Here is a 15576-nt window from a genome sequence, read left to right on the forward strand (position 1 = left end):
GGGATTGAAACGTGTAAACCGGAACCGGCTGCTCCTGAAGACCGATCTTCAGGCTGGGAACGATTTCAGCTAGGGTGTCAGCATCATGCTTTCGAAGGAGACACCGATGTCCATCGCGCACCGTCCCGTCGCGACCGAGCTCGCCCTGACGCACCGCCCGTGGGCCCAGCCGCTCACCGTCCCCGCGATGAGCAACGAGGTCGATCGGCACGATCGCGTCAGGCTGACGAGCCGCTACCTGGAGCGCGACGGCGTGCCGGTCATCCCGGTGACCGGGGAGCTGCACTACTCCCGCGTCTCGCGGCACGACTGGCGGGAACGGCTGCTGCTGATGAAGTCGGGCGGGGTCACGGCGGTCGCGAGCTACGTCTTCTGGATCCATCACGAGGAGACCCGAGGAGACATCCGCTTCGACGGCGATCGCGATCTGCGGGCGTTCGTGGAACTCTGCGCGGAGATCGGATTGGACTTCGTGCTGCGCCTCGGCCCGTGGTGCCATGGCGAGGCCCGCAACGGCGGGTTCCCCGACTGGGTGCAGGACGCACCGGTGGCGCTGCGTACCGACGACCCCGAGTACCTGGCGCTGGTGCGTCCCTGGTTCCAGCGACTGGCCGACGAGCTCTCGGGGCTCTTCGTCGAGGACGGCCCGATCATCGCGATCCAGATCGAGAACGAGCTCTACGATCAGCCGCAGCACATCGCGACCCTGAAGAGGATCGCCCGGGACGCCGGCATGCGCGCGCCGATCTGGACCGCCACGGGCTGGGGCGGGGCCAGCCTGCCCGACGAGGTGGTGATGCCTCTCTTCGGCGGTTACGGCGACGGCTTCTGGGTGTCGTGGGACGCTCCGTGGGACATCACCTTCCGGGAGCACTTCTTCTCCTCGCACGTCTGGGACGATCCGGGCATCGGTGCCGACCTGAGGCAGCACGCCGGTATCGGGGGCGAATCGGCCGATGCGGTCGAGCTGCGGACGCCGTCGGCTCTCTTCCCGGCGGCGACATGCGAGCTGGGCGGGGGCATGGTCACCGCGTATCAGCGCCGGCCCCGGGTCGCCGGACTCGACGTCGCAGCGATCGCGCAGAACAAGATCGGCAACGGGTCCGCCTGGCAGGGCTACTACATGTACGCCGGCGGAATCAACCCTCCCGGGCGTCTCGGCCTGCAGGAGTCGCATGCGACGAACTACCCCAACGACCTGCCGCGCTTCGACTACGACTTCGGGGCACCCATCGGCGCGACCGGCCGGCTCGCGGAGTCCCACGCGCACCTGCGGCGGCAGCATGCCTTCCTCGAGGCGTTCGGTTCGCTCCTGGCTCCCATGCCCTCCTCGCTCCCCGATGAGATGCCCCACGATGTCGACGACGTGGAGACCATGCGCTGGGCGGTCAGGAGCGATGGCACGACGGCCTTCGTCTTCATCAGCCGTCACCAGCCGTTCGTGCCGATGCCCGACTACGACGACGCCCGCTTCTCGATCGATCTCGGTGACCGTCGGGTCGCCTTCCCCGACGTGCCGATCACGATCCCGACCGGAACCCTGGCGCGCTGGCCCGTCGGCCTCGACGTCGGCGGGGTGACGGTCGACTGGGCGACGGCCACGGCGCTCACCGTCCTCGAGGGCGATGTCCCGACCCTGGTGCTCACCGCGGAACCCGGGATCGTCCCCCGGCTCGCCTTCGGATCCTCGGCCCGGATCGACGCCGCACCGGGTGTCACTGTCGCCGATGGCGGTGTCGCCGTCGTGGACACCACCGAGCCCGCCGTGCTCCGGGTGACCGACGGCGGGCACCGCCTCGACGTCCTGGTGATTCCCGCCCGGCTGACCGATCGCCTGTGGGTGCTCGGGGCCGGCGAGCACCGCAGCCTCCTGCTCTCCGCCGATCCGCTCTGGGCCGATCCGCTCTGGGCCGATCCGCTCTGGGCCGACGGCGAGTCGCTCGCGGGCCGGTTCGAGGCGGCCGGGCCGGCGGTCGAGCGGTACGAGCCCGGCTCGCGGCGGTTCGGCCCCGTCGAGGCCGAGATCACGGCGCCGTCGTTCGGCCCCGTCGAGCTGCGTTTCGAGGTCCGGACGCAGTCGCAGACCCCGCCCGCCGGCTACGGGGAGTACGACGGCCGGGCGAGCGCGCCCGACGACGACGCCTTCGAGCAGCACGCAGCGCTGTTCGAGCTGCCCCTCCCGAGCTGGGCGGTCGAGGGTGGGGAGCTCGAGGTGGCCTGGGCCGGTGACGTGGCCCGGCTCCTCGTCGACGGCGTCGTCGTGGGAGACCAGTTCTGGTCGGGTGCGCCCTGGATCATCGACCTCGCGCGGCTCGACCTGCGCCCGGCCTCGGTCGTCGAGCTCCAGGTGCTCCCGCTGCATCAGGATGCGCGCGTCGGGCTGCCCCGGGACGCCGACCGCCGCCGCCGTGCCGACGGCCGGGCTCTCTGCGCCGTCGACTCCGTCAGCGCGGTGCGGCGGGGCAGCTGGCGAGAGCGGCCCACGCGATGAGCCGGGGCGACGACGCCCCCCGCGGCCTCCGGGCCGACGGTCTCGTCGACCCGATCGGTGGCACGCGAGCGGCTCCTCGCCTGTCCTGGAGACTCGGCACCGCCGTGTCGAGCGCAGAGGTGCGGGTGATCGGCGCCGCATCCCTGGCCGCGGTGGTCCGAGGAGAGGGCGATCTGTTCGACCGCACCACGGGTGAGCCGTCGCTGGACTGGCCCATCGAGCCCCTGGCCTCCCGCGAACGCGTCTGGTGGGCGGCCGGGGCCGTCGACGGGACGGGGCGACCGACCTGGTCGGAACCCGCCTTCGTCGAGGCTCCCCTGTGGCTGACCGAGGACTGGACCGCCCGTCCCGTCACGCACCGGCACTGGAAGGCGCCCGCTGCGCCGGCTCCACCGCTCCCCGAACTCCGCACCCGCTTCGAGGTGCCGCACGATGCCGTCTCGGCCCGTCTCTACCTCACCGGCTCCGGTGTGATCCTGCCCGAGCTGAACGGTGTGAAGGCGATCGCCGGAGAACTCGAGCCCGGGTACTCCGAGCTGCGCACGACCACGCTCGCCAGCGCCTGGGACGTGACCCCCTTCCTGCTGTCCGGTGACAACACGCTCGTGCTGAGGCTGATGAGCGGCATCGCCTTCCTGCCCCGCGGTCAGCGTTACACCAAGTTCGAGCGCGTCGGTGAGCCGGTCTGGGCAGCGGCCCAGCTCGAGATCGAGACGGCCGGTGGTGAGCGGATGACCGTCGCCACCGGTGACGACTGGCAGGCGCGACTCGGGCCGGTGGTCGAATCCCACTGGTACGGGGGTGAGAGCCGGGTCGAGGGGCTCGCCGAGGAGTGGGAGGCCGTCGTTCGGGTCGAGGTGCCGAGCCGCCCGCGCTGGCGGAGTGCTCCGGCGGTGCAGGTGGTCGACTCCCTTCAGGCGGTGCCGCTCGGTCCCGGGGCGGGCGGTCGGCGGATCTTCGATCTGGGCGTGAACGCGGCCGGGCGACCGCGCCTCCGCCTGAAGCACGCCCGCGCCGGCGAACCCGTCGTCCTCCGCCCGGCGGAGCTCCTGGACGACGACGGCCGCATCGACCAGTCCACGACCGGCTCCCCGATCTGGGACAGCATCACGCCCGCCGGGCAGACGGTCGACTGGACTCCGGACGGCGTCTATCACGGTGCCCGCTACGTCGAGATCTCGGGACTCGACCTGGCCGAGTCCGACGACGTGCTGAACTTCGAGGTGCTCCGCGCCGCCGACGAACGGGTCGGCTCCTTCGAGACGAGCGACCCGTTCCTCGCGCGTCTGCACACGATCATCGACCGGGCAGTGCAGAGCAACATGTCCAGCGTCTTCACCGACTGCCCGCACCGCGAGAAGCTCGGCTGGCTCGAGCAGCTGCACTACTGCTTCCCGGTGCTGGCCCGCGGCTACGACGTGCAGGCGCACCTCGAGGACATGGTGCGGCACATGATCGACGCGCAGACCGACGACGGTCTCGTGCCGAACATCGCCCCCGAGCTGGTCGTCTTCGGCGAGCTCGCGGTGAAGGGCGACATCGACGCCTTCCGCAGCGACCCGAACTGGGGACGTGCCGTCATCGAGGTGCCCTGGCAGCTCTACCGCCACTACGGAGACTCCCGAATCCTGGCCGAGTCCTTCCCGGCGGCGCAGCGCTACCTGGCGTACCTGAGGGGGCGGTCCGAGGTCGACCTCATCGACTTCGGCCTAGGGGACTGGATCGAGATCGACGACGGGACCCCGCGGGGGCTGGTCGCCACCCATGGCTGGGCCTGCGCACTCGAGACCGCGTCGCTGTCCGCCGAGGTGCTGGGCGAGGCGGCCGAGTCCCACGCGCTGCGGTCCGAGGCCGACGGTGTGAGGGAGGCGCTGCGGGGTCGCTTCCTCGACGCGGTCAGCGGTGTCTGGGGATCCGGCAGCCAGGCGAGCTGGGCCCTCGGGTGGGACGTGGCCCGGGCCTCCGGGGACCACGACGGTGCCGAGCGGGCGCTCGTAGGGCTGCTCGCCGCCGTGCACGACGCGGGCGACGCCTTCACCGTCGGGGAGAACTCGCTGCCGTACCTCATCCGGGCGCTCGTCGAGTCGGGTCACGACACCCTGCTCGACGCGCTGATCCGGCGGACGGACGCGCCCGGCTACGGCTACCAGATCGCCGCCGGATCCACCTCGCTGACCGAGTCGTGGAAGGGTGCGCTCGGCGACACCGGGGTCATCTCGCAGAACCACTTCATGCTCGGTGTCATCGACGACTGGCTCACCGGCGACGTCGCGGGCCTCCGTCAGGCCGACGACTCGGTCGGGTGGCAGAAGGTCAGAGTGCGACCCCGGCCGCTTCCCGGGGTCGACGACGCCCTCACCGTCTTCGACTCGCCGCGAGGGCGGATGGAGGCGGGATGGCGACGCGGGGCGGACGGGGTGGTCGAGGTCTGGGCCGTCGCGCCCGCCGGGGTCGAGGTCGAGGTCGTCCTGCCGCCGGGGGCCCGGCTCAGGGCGTGAAGAGGGCCGCGAGCTCGTCCCACCACGCGGCCGAGGACGCGCGGGCGACCTCCGCCCGGGCGAGGCCGCGCGAGCGGATGCCCGCCCGGTCGGCCCACACGGCAGCCACCCGGTCGGCAGCCACCCGCGAGGCCGCGTCGCCCGTCCCGTCGAGCACCTCGTCGAGCTGCAGCACCGCGTCCTGCCCCAGGTTGCCGAGCGCCCCGGTCAGCTTCACGGTCGTGTACTCGTCGACCGCGATGCCCACGGTCGGCACCCCGCCCGAGACCGCGAAGACGGCGGGGTGATACCGGCTCGTCAGCACGAGCGAGGCCTGGCGCGCGAGGCCGGCGGCGGCCACCGAGTCGGCGGGTACGACGGCGGAGGAGGGCACGCGCATCCGCTCGGCCACCGCCTTGTGCAGCACCGAGTCGCCCCGCACCTCGTCGGCCAGGAGGCTGCCGAAGTGGGCGACGAAGACGATCGCGAGACCCGTCGACAGCGCGACCTCGTCGAGCAGCCGGGCCGCGGCCTCGGCGAACAGGTCGCGGGAGGCGCCGTTCAGATGGGTCGAGAAGGTCACCGCGCAGTACGGCTCGGCGAGAGCAGGGGCGAGGGCGGCGGCGTCATCGGATGCCCGATCCCCCACGAAGCTCGCATCGTCGACCGTCGCGCGCAGCAGCCGCTCGGGCACCCCGAGGGCGCGGCAGAGCGCGTACGACGACGGTTCCCGCAGCCCGGTCACGGCGGTGGACGACAGCAGCGACGCCACCAGCGAACCGTCGGAGTCCGTGAGTTCGGGCCCGATCGTCTGCCCGCTCACCACGAGCGGCCGGCCGAGCGCCCGAGCCACGGCGCCGAGCGTGGCCCGCTCGAAGATGTGCAGCGGCCAGGTCGAGGCCATGTTGCCGCCGCCGCAGACCAGCACGCCGTCGCTCGCGCGCACGGCCTCGATGACCGCCAAGGCGGGGTCGCCGGGGGCGAGGAGGCCGCTCTGACCGCGGGCCGTGTCGACGACCCGGCGCATCCGCTCGCCGTCGGCGGCCCGGTCGAGGGAGGCCCCCGCGCTGAAGCCGATGCGCGCGACCGCGTCGACACCGTAGCGCGAGGCGGTCTCGGCGGGGTTCGCCGAGACCGCGGTGACCGCGGTCGCGCCCCGCTGCCGCAGCTGGTGCAGCGCCTCGTCGAACATCGCCTCGTCGCCGATGTGGATCATGTCGTCGACGACGCCGACGTCTCCGATCAGGACGAGACGCATCGAGGCTCCTAGGGGTCGGTGAACGGGGCGGGAACGCCGGATTCACGCTAGCGGAATCGCGCCCTGCTCCCAGCCGCCGCGGCCTAGGATCAAGGGTGGTCCACCGCGCCCTCACGCGGGCGCTGCGGGCCGCCCCGACCGAGGGAGGCCCCCATGGGAATCCAGACTTCACTGGATGCCGTCCGCGACGCCGAGCACATCGTCGACGCGCTGCGACTGGCCGACGACCTGGCCTTCGAGGCCAACCGCGACCCCGGGGTGCGCACCATCCGCATCCTCACGGCCGCCCTCCGCGACGACGACCAGCTCGTCGCCATCGCCGCGACGCACGCCCTCGCGCAGGTCTTCGACGAGCAGGCCGACCGGGCGCTGTCGCAGCTGCTCTCGAGCGAGCGCACCTTCCTGCGTGAGCACGCGGCGTGGGCGATCGGCTCGCGCATCCCGCGGCTCGACGCCATCGGCCGGCTGATCGCCATGGTCGTCGAGGGTGGCTTCGGCGGGATGCTCGCCCAGCGCACCCTCGAGCAGTGGGCGTTCCCCACACCCGAGCACATCGCGATCGGTCTCGAGGGGGCCCTCCTCGGCGTGCGGGGCTCCGAGGAGCGGTACCGCCTCGTCGAGACGCTGGGCCTCGTGCGCGGGCCCATCGCCACCCGACCGCTCCTCGGCATCGCCGCCGACGAGGGTGAGGACGAGCAGGTGCGCGTCGCCGCCGTCTCCGCCCTCGGGCAGCGCCGCGACGAGGCCGCGACGGCTGAGATCCGCGCCTTCCTCGACGGGCTGACCGCGGGCGGGGGCTACCTCGCCGACGTGGCGCGGCTCGCCCTCGTCGATCTCGCGGGCGGCACGGCCGTGCGTGACGAGCCGCACGACGACCTCACCGTGGCCCAGCTCTTCCTGCACGCCGACATCGATGCCGACCTCAGCCACGCCGGCTCGGGCGACAACGGCGGCATCGCGACCCTGCTCGTGCGCCTCGGCGACGCCCTCGTCGACGAGGGCTCCGAGCGGCGGGTCGAGCGGGTCATCACGATGTCGCGCGGCTCGGTGCAGGGCGCGGTCGAGAGCGTGGCCTCCATCCGGGCGACCACCGAGGGGCACGTCTACGGCCGCATCCCGTTGCTCAGCGCGCCGGTGAACAGCGCCTCGGCGTGGCCGCTGCGGGTGGCGGCCCGGCGGGGCATCCGTCGCATGCTGCGTGCCGCCGGCGGGGTCGACCTGCTGCACCTGCGGATGGCCGACGTGGGCTCGCTCGCCGCCGCCGACGTGGCGCGCGAGCTCGACGTGCCCGTGGTGTTCACCGTCGCGCCCGACCCGCACGCGGTCATCCGCTCGATGGACCTCGCGGGCCAGCTGACCCGTTCGAACTTCGGCGAGGTCGACGAGAACGAGCACTTCTGGTTCCGCACCCGGCTGGTGCAGCGGCTCGCCTCGAACGCCGCGCACAGCGTGCTCTTCCCGCGCCCGCAGCTCGAGAAGGACATGCGGGAGCTCGTCGGCATCGACGTCACCTCGCACCCCGAGCGCCACACGGTCGTGCCCGAGGGCATCGACCTCGGCGTGGTCGACCGCGGGGTCGCCGAGGCCGCCGCGCTCGCCTCCGGGCTGCCGGCCTCGCCCGCGCTGGCCGAGCTCTCGGCGCTGCTCGAGGGGCTTCCGGATGCGCGGCGGGGCCTGCCCCTGCTGGTGAGCGTCGGGCGGTTCCACCGGGTGAAGGGCATGGCCTCGATCGTCGACGCGTGGGCCACCGGCCCGCTGCGGGACGAGGCGAACCTGCTGCTGATCGGCGGCGACCTCGAGAACCCCTCGGTCGACGAGCTGGAGCAGCTGGCCCTGATGGACGCGCTCGTTCCTGCCGCCCGCCGCTTGGAGCGTGGGCTGCTGCTGCCCGGGCACCGGCCGAACGACACGGTGGCCCGCTGGGTCGCGGCGGGGCGCTTCGGCGTTCCGGGGCTCGCCGCCCCGCGCGGCGTCTACGTCTGCGGCAGCGTGAAGGAGGAGTTCGGCATCGCGCTGCTCGAGGCGATGGCTTCGGGGCTCCTGGTCGTCGCACCCGACGGCGGGGGGCCGGCGACCTACGTGGAACGCGGGGTCACGGGCATCCTGACGCAGACCTGGAACGTCTCCTCGCTGGCCCTGGCGATGTGGGAGGCGTTCGCACTCGCGCAGTCGGGCACGAACCCGGGCCAGCCCGAGGCGTCGCGCGCGACCGTCGAGCAGAGCTTCACGGTCGAGGCGATGGCGGAGGCGCTGGTCGGCGTCTACGACGGCGTGCACACCGAGTACTCCCCGGCGGGCGTCGCGTGACCCTGCTCATCATCAGCCCCGACTACGCCTCGCACCTGCTGCCGCTGGCCACCCTCGGCACCGCGTGGCAGGCCGCGGGCGAGCGGGTCATCGTGGCGACCGGGCCGGCGACGGATGCGATCGTGCGGTCGTTCGGCTTCGAGCGCGTCGAGCTGCAGCTCGGCAAGGGCTCCAATCCCGGAGTGATCCGGGCGGAGGAGCAGCCTGCGGGGGAGGATGACGCGCTGCGCGGCTTCTTCGACGCGACCCGGAGCGGGATGGTCGCTGCGCTGTCGTTCCAGGCCTCGGCGCGGCTGTCGGACCTGATGTGGGAACCGGTGCGCACCGCGCGGCGGGTGCAGGAGGTGGTCGCGGCCGTGGCGCCGGATCGCATCCTCGTCGACCACCTCGCGTTCAGCGCGCGACTGGCGCTGGTGGCGGCCGGGATCCCGCACGTGGACGTGGTGCTCGGGCATCCGTCGGCCCTGCCCGTGCCCGGGTCGGGCGAGGTGTACGGGTTCCCGCCGGCCTGGCCGTCCGTGTTCTCGTCATCACTCGTGCCGTCTGAGCTCTCGAGCTTGCGGGCGCTCTGCGAGCAGGTCGACGCGAACTTCACCGCCGAGTGGAACGCCGCGCTGCAGGAGCTGAACCCGTCGGCGGCGCCCGCGTCGAGCGCCTTCGAGGAGCACGGCGAGACGCTGCTGTTCAACTACCCCGTCGAGCTAGCGGACGCCGGGCGCCGGGCCCGCTACCCGGCCTCGTCGTTCATCGGCTCGGCCGTGCGGTCGGAGGACGCGGAGGAGGTGGCGGCGGTGGAGGCGTGGGTCGCCTCGTCGGACGAGCCGGTCGTGTACGTCAGCTTCGGCAGCTTCCTCTCGGTGCGCGACGACGTGCTCGCCCGGGTCGTCTCGGCGCTGCGGTCGCTCGCCGCCACGACCCCGCTGCGGGTCGCGCTCGCCATCGGGTCGGCCGACCGCGCGGTGCTCGGCGAGCTGCCGTCGTCGTGGCTGGTGCGGGAGTTCCTGCCGCAGGTCGCGCTGCTCGGTGCGGCCGCGGCCGCCGTGACGCACGGCGGCAACAACAGCGTCACCGAGGCGATGACCGCCGGCGTGCCGCTGCTCGTGCTGCCGTTCTCGACCGATCAGTTCGCGGGGGCGGCCGCCCTCGTCGACGCGGGGTTCGCGCAGGCGCTCGACCCGAACGCGGCGACGCCGTCCGCGCTCGCGGCGGCGCTCGCCGCGCTGCTGCCGCTCGCTCCTGAACCTGCCGTGCGCCTGGCGGCGCTGTCGGCGTCGCTCCGCGCGACGCCGGGGCCGGCGCGGGCGCTGGCGGCAGCATCCGCCACCCCACCCCTCGCACCGTAGGCACCGCCCTCGCGCCGCTCACCCGGCCTTCGCACCGTAGTCGCCCTGCCGGATCACCGTGGTCGCCACGGTGCCCCCGCCGCGCGCCGCTTCCTAGTGTCGGAGATGTGCCCGCGCCGACCGGCCGGGCCGCCGTGCGAGGGAGAGGGACGCCGTGTTCAGACGCCAGGAGGTCGCCGCCGAGGCGACGATCGTGCTCGTGCACATCAGGCGGGTGAGCAGCGACGGGCTGACGCCGACGCGGGAGTGGGCGGCCGACGTTCGGATGCCCGACGGGGCGCTGCGACGCACGCGCATCGCGGAGCCGCGCTGGGTGATCGACTTCTGGCCGCCCGACGCCGGGGCGGTCGTCGGTGTGCTGGTGCACGAGCCGACCGGGCGGGCGCGCTTCGACATGCGCGACCGCCGGCTGAGCGCCCGGGGCCGCAAGAAGCTCGCCTCGGAGGCCTTCGCGGCCGCCCTCCGCGAGCAGGCCGGCCGCGGCTTCTCCTGAGTGGCAGGAGAAGCCGCGCCAGGGCTCAGCCGGCCCGCCGGCGACGCATGCGCAGGGCCACGACGAGCCCCCCGAGCAGCACCAGTACGGCCGCTGCGAACCAGCCCCCGGTGGCGTCGGGCGCACCGGTGGCCGCGAGTGAGGCCGAGCCGCTGCTCGCGGTGTCGGAGCTCGCCGGGTCGCCCGCTGCCGGTGCCGCGCCACCCGCGGGGGGCACCGTCGACCCGTCACCCGGTGACCCGGGTGCAGGCGCGGACGGGGCGGGTGTGGGGGTCGGTGTGGGTGTGGGCGTCGGTGTGGGTGTCGGAGTCGGCGCGAGCACGTACGAGTCGCCCTGCCGGGTGACCGCGACGGCGGCGGTCGAGACGGTCGAGGTCGTCGCCAGGTCGGCGTAGCGCGCGCCGAAGCTGCAGTGCAGCGTGAACGACGCGGGCCGGCCGGACGCCTCATCCGTCCACCACGACGCCGTCTTCACGAAGTCCACCAGGGAGAGCTCGGCGTCCTTCGCCGTGGTCGTCGTGGCCTTCGCGCCATCGGGACGCGTGCCCGACCAGGTCACGTCGCTGGTCGTGACGGCCACCCCTGCCTCAGCCGTGTTCGCCCGCCACGCGGGGGTCGGGCAGACGACGGCGCCCCCCGAGGAGCCGGTGCGGATGACCGGCTCGTCCGCCGGCAGCGGCCCCGGCAGGTCGGGGTTCGGGATGTTCTGCTTCAGCCAGGCCGCGAGCGACGCTCCGCAGCGGGTGTCCGCACCCCAGTTCGTCTTCGGGCACTCGCTCGGCTTCGCGGCGACCGGCCAGAGGGTCTGCGGGTCGGAGCGCCCGAGGAAGGATCCCCCGTCCTTCTGCTCGAACAGCGCGAGCCAGCTCGGCACCGCGGTCACGCCGAGGTCGAACTCCCATTCGCAGCCCTGGAAGTGGTCGTCCCGGATCACGTACTCCTCGCAGTGCACCGGGGTGCGGGCCTGACCCTCGAAGCGATCGAGCGAACTCGAACCGGGGGTGACCGAGAACTTCTTGTCCCGCCCCGACCAGTCCGACGTCTGCTGCGCGACGAACCACGACGCGATCGTCTCGCTCCCGCACAGCAGACCGTCGACCGGTGCCACCATGCACTTGACGGTGAGGCCGTTCTCGACGACCCAGCTCGGGTTGCTCCGTCGATCGAGCATCGTCGTCGGAGGGAAGGCGAGGTTCTTGGTGACGCCGAAGGTCTTGCCCCGGTACTGCGAGTAGAACTGCCAGGCGGGCATGTCCCGGGTGGCCGTCTCGTTCGGGATCCAGACCATCTTCACGCCGGTCGTGTCGAAGCTCCGCGGGTCGGTTCCGGGCGCGGGATCCGGCAGCCGGTTCTCACCCATCAGGTTCAGCAGGTCGTACGGACGGTACGGCTGCACCCGCGCGAGGTCGTAGGGCAGGTAGCCGTGCTCGGCGAGCTGGAGCGGGATGCGCAGGGACGCCGCGATCGCCGTGTGCGAGGTGGTGTAGCCCGAGAGCAGCGTGTTCCACTGCGTCGAGTTCGCCGGCTTGAAGCCCGGGATCCCCGAGTAGGCGACCGGAGCGGGGGAGTCGGTCCAGGTGCCGCTCGTCGCCCAGGACTCGGGAAAGCCGCCGGGCTTCCTGGCCCACACGAGGGAATCCATCGTGACACCGGCGTTCGTGACGCCGGTGATGTCGGTGCCGAGGCTCATCACCACGTCGTCGTTCGAGATCGGCAGCCCGACCTCGGTCCACTCGGCGACGATGCCGGCGTAGAAGGTGCGCGAGAAGCTCAGCGCGCTGTCGCACACCGTGGCCGCCTGTCCGTCGGGAGCGCTCTGGGCCGCCAGGGCGCAGACCGAGCCGGCGGCGTCGGCGGGCACCGAGCCGTGGTCCTTCGTCGTGTAGAGCTTCGACGCCTGCATCAGCGACGCCTGCTGCAGCAGGTACATCCCCTGGGCCTGCACGGTCTGCCAGTAGGTCACGATGTCCTGCACCGGGGCGTAGTACTGACGGTCGTCGAGCCACACCCCCACGTCGTTCTGGCCCGCGGCCTGCCGGGCGGCGGCCCCGGCGGCGTTCAGCTTCCAGTCGGTGAGGTGGGCGCGCCCGCAGGTCTGGATGACGCCGGGGGTGCTGCCGTGGGTGACCATGTACTGATGGGCCTCCCGGATGTCGTGGGCCATCGGGCTCGTCTCGACGTTGACGACGTCCCGCTTCGGGTTCGTGCCGAGGGTCACGTCGACGAAGTCGTCCATGTACCCCTGCAGCCGGGACGTGTTCGTGAGCCGGTCGTCCTGAACGCGCTGCAGCTCCTTGATCACCTGGGTGTACACGGCCTGCGAGGTCTCGACCGAGGTGATGAAGTGGGGGAGGTCGCTCGACTGGGTGACGCACTGGCCGAGCACGACCGTGTCCTCGAGCTCGAGCACGTTCTCCTTGACGTCGGCCAGCTGCACCTGCAGCTGATCGAGCTTGCGCTCGATGTCGTCGAGCTGCTGCAGACGGTCGAGCACGTCCTGGATGCCGGGACCGGTGTCGCCGCCGAAGATGGTGGAGATCGTCGGTCCGAGGATGTCGAGGAAGAGCGACGCCCCCGTGAACTCGCGGCCGAGCAGCTTGCCCACGTTGCCGAGCGCCGAGTTCATCCCACTGATCCAGGTCGTCGCCGTCCCGGCACCCGACCACGACGCCGCCTGGGCCGGCTGGGGCTGCTCGATGACGACGGCCCCGCCCGCGAGGACCGCGGTGACGGCGACGGCGGCCACCGCACGGGAGAGCCGGGCTCCCGGCCGGCGGGCTCCGGGCATCCGGGAGCCTGATCGAGAGGGGCGGCCAGGGCGGCGGGGCGATCGCGGGAGCATCGGGGTTCTCGAATCTGTGCGGTGGTCGTGAGCGGGCGGATCGGTCGACGGTGCCTGCCCATGGTGCCTGCCCGTCCGCTCTCCGCACAGTCCCCCTATCGGGTGCACTCGGGCGCACCCCTATCGGGTCCACTCGGGCGTACGGTGAGCCGCATGAGCGCGATCGCGACCCCGCCGCACTGATCGACTAGCGTCGAGCCCATGATCGACGTGACCTTCCCGCGGGACCTCCTGTTCACCGGGGCGCTGTTCGGCCTGGTCGCCTTCGTCTGGGCCGGGTGGGCGCACGAGCGCCCGCCCCAGGGTGTGCGCTGGCGGGTCGTGCTGGTCGTGATCCAGGCCGCGGGGCTCGCGCTCCTCGGTGTCGGCCTGCCGCCCCTCGTGCGGAACTGGGATGCGTCCTCGGCACTCGTCCCGGGATCGCCGGCCCTCGTCTGGTACATCGTCGTCGCGTGGGTCGAGGTGATCGCCATCGCGGTCGTCGGCGTGTGGCTGGTGCGCACGAAGCGCGCCGAGCTGGTCGCGGCCCCGGCGATGGTCGTCGTCGGGATCCACTTCGTGCCGCTCGCCGTCGTGTTCGGTCAGCCGATCCTGATGGTCGCCGCCGTGCTGCTCACCGCGGTCGGCGTGGTCGCGTTCTTCCTGCCTCGCCGGGTCGCGGCCCCCAGCTTCTGGTGCGGCGTGCTGGGCGGCCCGGTCTTCCTCGCAATCGGCGTGACGACGCTCGTGGCCGGGCTGGGCGCGATCTGACGGGAGCCCGTCGCCGGGGCGGTACGGGCGGCGTACGGTGAGCCGCATGAGCCCGACCAGCAGCGACGACGCCCGCGACCAGTACAGCTTCGACAACCCCGTGACCCGGTACGCGCGGGTCGAGCCGCCGGTGCAGCACCAGCCCGAGCCCGGCGTGCAGGGGCCGATGCAGCCGGTGCCCGACCTCGGCGAGGAGAGCTACCGCGGCCTCGGCCGGCTGATGGGCCGCAAGGCGCTGATCACGGGCGGCGACTCGGGCATCGGCGGCGCCGTGGCCATCGCGTTCGCGCGCGAAGGTGCCGACGTCGCCATCTCGTACCTCCCCGACGAAGAAGCGGATGCCCGCCACGTCCTCGATCTCATCGAGGCCGCCGGGCGCCGCGGTGTCGGCCTGCCGGGCGACATCACCGACGCGGCGCACTGCCGGCAGCTCGTCGCGGACGCGGTGGAGCAGCTCGGCGGCCTCGACATCCTGGTCAACAACGCGGGCAAGCAGATCGCGGTCGACCGGCTCGAGGACCTCTCCGACGAGCAGTTCGAGCAGACCTTCCGCACCAACGTCTTCGCGAACTTCTGGATCACCAAGGCCGCCCTGCCGCACCTGCCGGCCGGAGCATCCATCATCAACACGGCGTCGCTCGAGGCCTACCAGCCCTCGCCCGAGCGGGTCGACTATGCGGCCACGAAAGCGGCGATCAACAACCTCTCGAAGGGTTTGGCGCAGCAGCTGGCACCACGGGGCATCCGCGTGAACGTGGTGGCGCCCGGCCCGACCTGGACGGCGCTGCAGGTCTCGGGCGGCGTCAGCGACGAGCAGATGGCGGCCTTCGACGACGAGAGCACCTACCAGCGCGCCGGTCAGCCGGCCGAGCTCGCGCCCGCCTACGTCTTCCTCGCCTCGGCCGAGTCGAGCTACGTCTCGGGCGAGACCCTCAACGTCAACGGCGCGATGCCCACCCCCTGACCGGTACGCGCTGACCGGACGACCTGTGCGATTCAGGCGGTCTTGAGACCGGCCAGCAGCAGCTCCACGGCCGCGCGCGACCCGGCCGCCCAGTCCGGCCGATCGGTGGCCGCGCCGATCCCGTGCAGCACGATCATCACCGCGTCGACGGGTACGCCGGCGCGCACCGTGCCGTCAGCGGCCGACCGGGTCAGGAGGTCGGCGATCGTGCGCTCGAGCTCCATCCCTCCGTCGGCCTGCACGGACGAGCCCACGAGAGCCGCCAGCCGGCGCGCGAGACCGGCGTGCGCCCCCACGTACTCCACGAACCCGCGCAGCACTGCCTCGAGGTTCTCCACCGCGGAGCGCGCCGGATCACGGGCCTGCTCGCAGAGTGCGGCGACCTCTCCCTGATAGACGGCCGCGGCCAGGGCCTCCCTGGTCGGGAAATGTCGGTACAGGGTTCCTACTCCCACGCCGGCGAGGGCTGCGAAGTCGTCGAAGCGCAGGTGCTCGTCCCGGTCGAACGCGGCGCGCGCGGCGTCGACGATCGCGTCGCGGTTGCGGCGCGCGTCCGCGCGCAGTGCTCGTGTCTCGGCCACGATCCGGCCTTCCCGTTGACAAGTGGAGATTGTCTCCATATCCTCGTAACCGGAGACGAGCTCCATCTTA

General features: G+C 72.7%; 10 protein-coding genes. 7 read left to right on the forward strand and 3 right to left on the reverse strand.

Going from position 1 to position 15576, the window contains the following annotated elements:
- Positions 1–106: 106 nt before the first annotated feature.
- Both HQQ85_RS10030 and HQQ85_RS10035 read left to right on the forward strand, forming a co-directional pair.
- The gene (locus tag HQQ85_RS10030; protein WP_173182353.1) at positions 107–2491 is read left to right on the forward strand and encodes a beta-galactosidase; all 2385 of its coding nucleotides are present in this window, start codon (positions 107–109) and stop codon (positions 2489–2491) included.
- Positions 2488–4989: a family 78 glycoside hydrolase catalytic domain gene (locus HQQ85_RS10035; protein ID WP_173182354.1), complete on the forward strand. Its 2502-nt coding sequence runs from the start codon at positions 2488–2490 to the stop codon at positions 4987–4989. The genes HQQ85_RS10030 and HQQ85_RS10035 overlap by 4 nt, the downstream gene beginning before the upstream one ends.
- On the opposite strand, the gene HQQ85_RS10040 is transcribed toward HQQ85_RS10035, so the two are convergent.
- A complete protein-coding gene (locus HQQ85_RS10040) occupies positions 4979–6226 on the reverse strand; it encodes a polysaccharide pyruvyl transferase family protein (protein ID WP_173182355.1) in 1248 nt (415 codons plus the stop codon). The two genes, HQQ85_RS10035 and HQQ85_RS10040, sit on opposite strands and share 11 nt — an antisense overlap.
- Positions 6227–6379: 153 nt before the next feature.
- On the opposite strand from HQQ85_RS10040, the gene HQQ85_RS10045 reads away from it, so the two are divergent.
- From HQQ85_RS10045 to HQQ85_RS10055, 3 genes are all read left to right on the forward strand, one after another.
- Positions 6380–8533 (forward strand): glycosyltransferase, encoded by a 2154-nt coding sequence (locus HQQ85_RS10045; protein WP_173182356.1) that lies wholly within the window; start codon positions 6380–6382, stop codon positions 8531–8533.
- Entirely contained in the window at positions 8530–9876 is a 1347-nt protein-coding gene (locus HQQ85_RS10050) for a nucleotide disphospho-sugar-binding domain-containing protein (RefSeq protein WP_173182357.1), read from the forward strand. Before HQQ85_RS10045 ends, HQQ85_RS10050 begins: the two co-directional genes overlap by 4 nt.
- Before the next feature lie 154 nt (positions 9877–10030).
- Positions 10031–10369, forward strand: coding sequence for a hypothetical protein (locus tag HQQ85_RS10055; protein ID WP_173182358.1), 339 nt, complete (start codon positions 10031–10033; stop codon positions 10367–10369).
- 25 nt (positions 10370–10394) lie between these two features.
- On the opposite strand, the gene HQQ85_RS10060 is transcribed toward HQQ85_RS10055, so the two are convergent.
- Positions 10395–13157 carry a hypothetical protein gene (locus HQQ85_RS10060; RefSeq protein WP_173181767.1) on the reverse strand — a complete coding sequence of 921 codons (2763 nt, stop codon included), beginning with the start codon at positions 13155–13157 and terminating at the stop codon, positions 10395–10397.
- Between the two features lie 255 nt (positions 13158–13412).
- Between HQQ85_RS10060 and HQQ85_RS10065 the strand changes: the two genes are divergently transcribed.
- Positions 13413–13961, forward strand: a complete 549-nt coding sequence (locus HQQ85_RS10065; RefSeq protein ID WP_173182359.1) for a hypothetical protein — start codon at positions 13413–13415, stop codon at positions 13959–13961.
- A gap of 46 nt (positions 13962–14007) precedes the next feature.
- On the forward strand, positions 14008–14925 hold the full coding sequence (locus HQQ85_RS10070; RefSeq protein WP_173182360.1) for an SDR family oxidoreductase: 918 nt from the start codon (positions 14008–14010) through the stop codon (positions 14923–14925).
- Between the two features lie 32 nt (positions 14926–14957).
- Here the strand turns inward: HQQ85_RS10070 and HQQ85_RS10075 are convergent, their stop codons facing one another.
- Positions 14958–15506 (reverse strand): TetR family transcriptional regulator, encoded by a 549-nt coding sequence (locus tag HQQ85_RS10075; protein ID WP_173182361.1) that lies wholly within the window; start codon positions 15504–15506, stop codon positions 14958–14960.
- Between the last annotated feature and the right edge of the window lie 70 nt (positions 15507–15576).

The organism is Herbiconiux sp. VKM Ac-2851 (assembly GCF_013205105.1).
GTDB lineage: Bacteria > Actinomycetota > Actinomycetes > Actinomycetales > Microbacteriaceae > Herbiconiux > Herbiconiux flava.